A 4,829-nucleotide genomic window follows, 5' to 3' on the forward strand; every position below is an offset into this window, starting at 1 on the left:
CCCCTTCTCCGATCCCTCCCGCCTCGTCGACCCCCGGGCCTTCGCCGACGGTGATCCGTTCGCCGATGGGCACCCGCTAGACGACTCCCAGGCGCGTACCGAGCCCATCCCGTTCGCCGAGGCCCTCCCCGCGACCGGCCCGCTACCGGTCGTCGACCCGCGTCCCGCCGGCGACCCGCCGGCGCCGGGGCCGTCCGACCTGGCCTGACCGCACCACCCGCCGGCCGGCGCCCGCCCGCTGGGGCGGACGCCGGCCCGGACGGGCCACGGGCGGTACATAGACTGCGTCCATGGCCCGGCGTACCCAGACACTGGTGGTCACGTCGGTACTGGCGCTGGTGCTGCTCGTCGTGGGTCTCTGGCTGCCGGTACCGTTCGTCACCCTGGCCCCCGGGCCCGTCACCGACACCCTCGGCAGCGTCGACGGCACCCGGCTCATCTCGATCGAGGGTCGGCGCACCTACCCGACGTCGGGGCGCCTCGAGCTCACCACCGTCGAGGAGACCCCGAAGCTCAACCTGCTCAGCGCCCTGGGCGACTGGCTCGACTCGGACCGGGCGGTCGTGCCCACCGAGCTCATCCGGCCCCGCGGCTCCACCCAGGAGCAGGTGCAGCAGGAGAACGCGCAGGCCATGCTGGACTCGCAGGACCAGGCGACGGCCGCCGCGCTCGGCCGGCTCGGCATCGAGCCCACCGGGCACGCGATCGCGGTCTACACCGTTCCCGCGGGCTCCCCGGCCACCGACAGGCTCACCGCGGGTGACGTGATCACCCAGGTGAACGGCGTGGCGGTGACGAGCCAGAACCAGCTGCGCGCCGAGGTCGGCAAGGTGCGCCCCGGGACGCCGGCCACCGTCGGCTACAAGCGGGACGGCAGACCGGCCACGGTCACGATCACCACCCGCCCGGCCACCGACGACCCGGCCCGCGCGATGATCGGCATCACCACGACCGACAAACGGACCTATCCGTTCACGGTGAAGATCCGTCTCTCCGATGTCGGCGGCCCGAGCGCGGGCCTGATGTTCGCGATGGGCATCGTCGATCTGCTCACCCCGGGCGAGCTGACCGGCGGTAAGACCATCGCCGGCACGGGGACGATCACCGCGGATGGTCAGGTGGGCCCGATCGGCGGCATCCAGCAGAAGGTGCTCGGCGCCCGGGCCTCCGGGGCCACGGTCTTCCTCGTGCCGGCGGCGAACTGCGCGGACGCCCGCGGGGTGGACAGCGCGAACGCGCCCCGCCTGGTCAGGGTCGACACCCTGGACGGTGCGCTGAAGGCCGTCGATGCGCTGCGGACGAATCCGGCCGCTGCCGTCCCGTCCTGCTGAGCTGGTCTGGGCCCGCCCGTAGTGCTGTCCGCCCTGGCACCGCCCGCCGCCGTGCCGTCCGGGGACGGCACGGCGGTGCGGCCGCCGGGCCCGGTGCCGCGCGCCGCCGGGCCCGGCGGGTGCTCACTGGAACGTCGCGAGCAGCCCGTCGATCAGGTTGTCGGCGAGATCGGGGTCGACGACCAGCTCGTCGTCCCCGCGCACGCGCAGGCAGGAGGCGTGCAGCCCGGTGCGGGTCACCCCGACGGCGAGGCGGACGTCCTGGCGCTCGGGGTGGTTGGCCGCCCAGTACTCGATCTCGTCGTCCGAGTAGGGGGCCTCCTCCTCGGCGCTGGGCGGGAGCACGACCAGTTCGGTGACCAGGACGCAGCCCAGCACCTCCGGGGGCCAGCCGATGCCCGCGAGCACCTCGTCGAGGCGCCCCACCGGCAGCGGTTCCTGCTCGACCGGGGTCAGCGAACCGGGCGGGGAGTCCCCGATGTGGGGCGCCAGCGCCGGCTCGCGGGCCAGCAGGTCGGCGGTGTCGGCGAGTGCGTAGACCTGGCTGGGCTGATCCCAGCCGGAATCGGCGACGTGCCGCTCGACCTCGAGTACGACGGAGGTCAACTCCGTGATGTTCGGGCTGCTCACCAACCCATCCTCTCCGATCCCCCCGTGGGGGCTGGCGTAGGTTGCCGTACAGGGGGTGCTTCGCACCGCGTGCCGGGGCTGCCCGGCCGGCAGGTCCCGGACCCACCCTTGCCGCCGCGGGCCGCCGTCACCGGCGGTCCGGCGGCCATCTGATCCATAACGTCCTGACCGCACGGAGGAACTGTGGCAACGACCAGCCGCCGCCCGGTGCTGACCCGCGCCACGGTTTTTGTCCCGGTGCTGCTGGTCGTGCTGCTCGCGATCGTGTTCGTCGTCGTCTTCACGCGGTTCTACACGGACCTGTTGTTCTATCGCTCGGTCGACTTCAGCAAGGTCTTCACCACCGTCATCTACACCCGGATCCTGTTGTTCATCCTCTTCGGCGCGGTGATGGCCGTCGTCATCGGGGCCAACATCGTACTGGGATACCGGCTGCGCCCGCCGCTTCGGCCGTTGTCGACGGAGCAGCAGAACCTCGAGCGCTACCGGTCGGCGATCGAGCCGTACATGAAGCTGATCCTGCTCGGGATCGCGGCGGTGTTCGGGCTGGCCGCCGGGCTGTCCGCGTCCGAGCGCTGGCGGACGTGGCTGCTGTGGGTGAACGGGGTGCCGTTCGGGAAGACCGATCCGCAGTTTCACCGGGACATCAGCTACTACACGTTCACCTACCCGTTCCAGCGTTTCCTGCTCGGATTCCTGCTGGCCGCGGTGCTGCTGTCGCTGCTGGTCACCGTGCTGACCCACTACCTGTTCGGGGGAATCCGGCTGCAGACGCCGGGGGAGCGGGTGACCCCGGCGGCCAAGGCACACATCTCCGTGCTGCTCGGGCTGCTGGCGCTGCTCAAGGCATGGGCCTACTACCTGGACAGGTTCGGGGCGGTGTTCTCCGCGCGCGGGGTGGCCACCGGTGCCTCCTACACGGACGTGCACGCCGTGCTGCCGGCGAAGCTGATCCTGCTGTTCATCTCGCTGGCCTGCGCCGTGCTGTTCATCGTCAACATCTTCCAGCGCGGCTGGACGCTGCCGCTGCTCGGCGCGGGCATCCTGGTGCTGTCCTCGGTGGTGATCGGCGGCATCTATCCGGCGATCGTCCAGCAGTTCCAGGTGCGGCCGAACGAGGCGAGCCGCGAGCAGCCGTACATCGAGCGCAACATCCAGGCGACCAGGGCCGCCTACGGCATCGAGAACGTGAAGGCGCAGCCCTACGGGGCCCGAACCGACGTCACCGCTCAGCGGGTCGCCACGGACACCGGGACGGTGCCCAACATCCGGCTGCTCGACCCGAGCAAGCTGTCGCGGACCTTCCAGCAGAGCCAGCAGATCCGCGGCTACTACACGTTCCCGAAGACCCTCGATGTGGACCGCTACACGGTCACCGGCGCCGACGGCAAGAAGACCACCGGCGACTACGTCGTGGCCGTCCGGGAGCTGAACCAGGCCGGCCTGGGCGCCGAGCAGCGCAACTGGATCAACGAACACCTCACCTACACCCACGGCAAGGGATTCGTCGCCGCACCGTCGAACACGGTGCACGAGGGCCAGCCCGTCTTCGACCAGGGCGAGCGCGACCTGCCACAGGAAGTCGCCTTCGGCGTCAGGGAGAACCGGGTCTACTTCGGTGAGCTGTCGCCGAACTACTCGGTCGTCGGTACCCGGCAGGCGGAGATCGACGGCCTCGGCCCCGGCAACACCCAGGCCACGACGACCTACACCGGCGACGGCGGCGTCTCGATCGGCTCCACGTTCCGGCGCACCCTGTTCGGGCTGCGCTTCGGTGAGAAGAACCTGCTGCTGTCCAACGACATCACCAAGGACTCGCGGATCCTCTACGAGCGCAACCCGCGGGACCGGGTGAGCAAGGCGGCCCCCTGGCTCACGCTTGACGGCGACATGTACCCCGCCATCGTCAACGGCCGCATCACCTGGATCCTCGACGGTTACACCACCTCCGACGGCTACCCCTACTCCGCCCGGCGCACCCTCGGCGACGTCACCGCCGACTCGGTCACCGCGCAGAGCGGCAACCGGGCCCAGCAGCCGCCGAACCAGGTCAACTACATCCGCAACTCGGTGAAGGCCACCGTCGACGCCTACGACGGCACCGTCACCCTGTACGCCTGGGACGAGTCCGACCCGGTGCTGCGGACCTGGATGAAGGCCTTCCCGGACACGGTGCAGCCGAAGAAGGACATCTCCCCGTCGCTGATGGAGCACCTGCGCTACCCCGAGGACCTGTTCAAGGTGCAGCGTGACCTCATCGGCCAGTACCACGTGTCCGACCCGCGGGACTTCTACTCGCAGGAGGACTTCTGGCAGGTCTCGGACTCACCGGACGGCAGCGGGCAGCCGCAGCCGCCGTTCTACGTCTACAGCCAGCTCCCCGACCGCCGCGAGCCGTCCTACAACCTCACCTCGCCGCTGATCTCGGCCCGCTCGTCGAAACTGGCCGCGTACATGGCGGTGTCCAGCGACCCGGCCAACTACGGCCGGTTCACCCTGCTGCAGCTGCCACCGGGTGACACGATCAACGGGCCCGTCCAGGTCCAGGGCGCCATCGAGGCGAACGCGGACGTGGTCAAGAACCTCGCCCTGTGGCGGGGCGTGGGCTCGCAGACGATCGAGGGCAATCTGCTGACCCTGCCCGTCGCCGGCGGCCTGCTCTACGTCGAGCCGTACTACGTGCAGGCCCGGGGGAGCTCGGGCTACCCCCTCCTGCAGGGCATCGCGACCGTCTACGGGGAGAGCATCGGATTCGGCTCGTCGCTCGGGGAATCGCTGGATAAGGCCTTCGGCACCGGAGCCGGCGCCGCGGCTGCCGGGGCCGGGACGGGGGCCCCCACCACCGGCGGTGCGGGTTCGGGCGGGGGC

Annotated in this window: 3 protein-coding genes and 1 pseudogene; 3 read left to right on the forward strand and 1 reads right to left on the reverse strand. The window is 70.7% G+C overall.

Features of this window, described 5'->3' with window-relative positions; all coding sequences use genetic code 11:
- Together C1A33_RS35075 and C1A33_RS20305 are read left to right on the forward strand one after the other, a co-directional pair.
- A pseudogene (locus tag C1A33_RS35075) lies at positions 1 to 208 on the forward strand (hypothetical protein); the annotation flags it as partial.
- Between the two features lie 82 nt (positions 209 to 290).
- Positions 291 to 1,331, forward strand: a complete 1,041-nt coding sequence (locus C1A33_RS20305) for a YlbL family protein (protein ID WP_101833022.1) — start codon at positions 291 to 293, stop codon at positions 1,329 to 1,331.
- A 123-nt stretch (positions 1,332 to 1,454) separates the two neighbouring features.
- Here the strand turns inward: C1A33_RS20305 and C1A33_RS20310 are convergent, their stop codons facing one another.
- Positions 1,455 to 1,961 (reverse strand): PPA1309 family protein, encoded by a 507-nt coding sequence (locus C1A33_RS20310; protein WP_101833023.1) that lies wholly within the window; start codon positions 1,959 to 1,961, stop codon positions 1,455 to 1,457.
- Between the two features lie 183 nt (positions 1,962 to 2,144).
- Here C1A33_RS20310 and C1A33_RS20315 point away from each other — a divergent pair.
- The coding region (locus C1A33_RS20315; protein ID WP_101833024.1) for a UPF0182 family membrane protein at positions 2,145 to 4,829 on the forward strand (2,685 nt) is incomplete at its 3' end.

The sequence above is a fragment of the Frankia canadensis genome (genome assembly GCF_900197875.1).
Lineage (GTDB): Bacteria > Actinomycetota > Actinomycetes > Frankiales > Frankiaceae > Frankia > Frankia canadensis.

Excerpts from the sequence above, each read along its gene's own strand:
- C1A33_RS20305 (WP_101833022.1), top strand. The coding sequence starts at position 291 with ATGGCCCGGCGTACCCAGACACTGGTGGTCACGTCGGTACTGGCGCTG.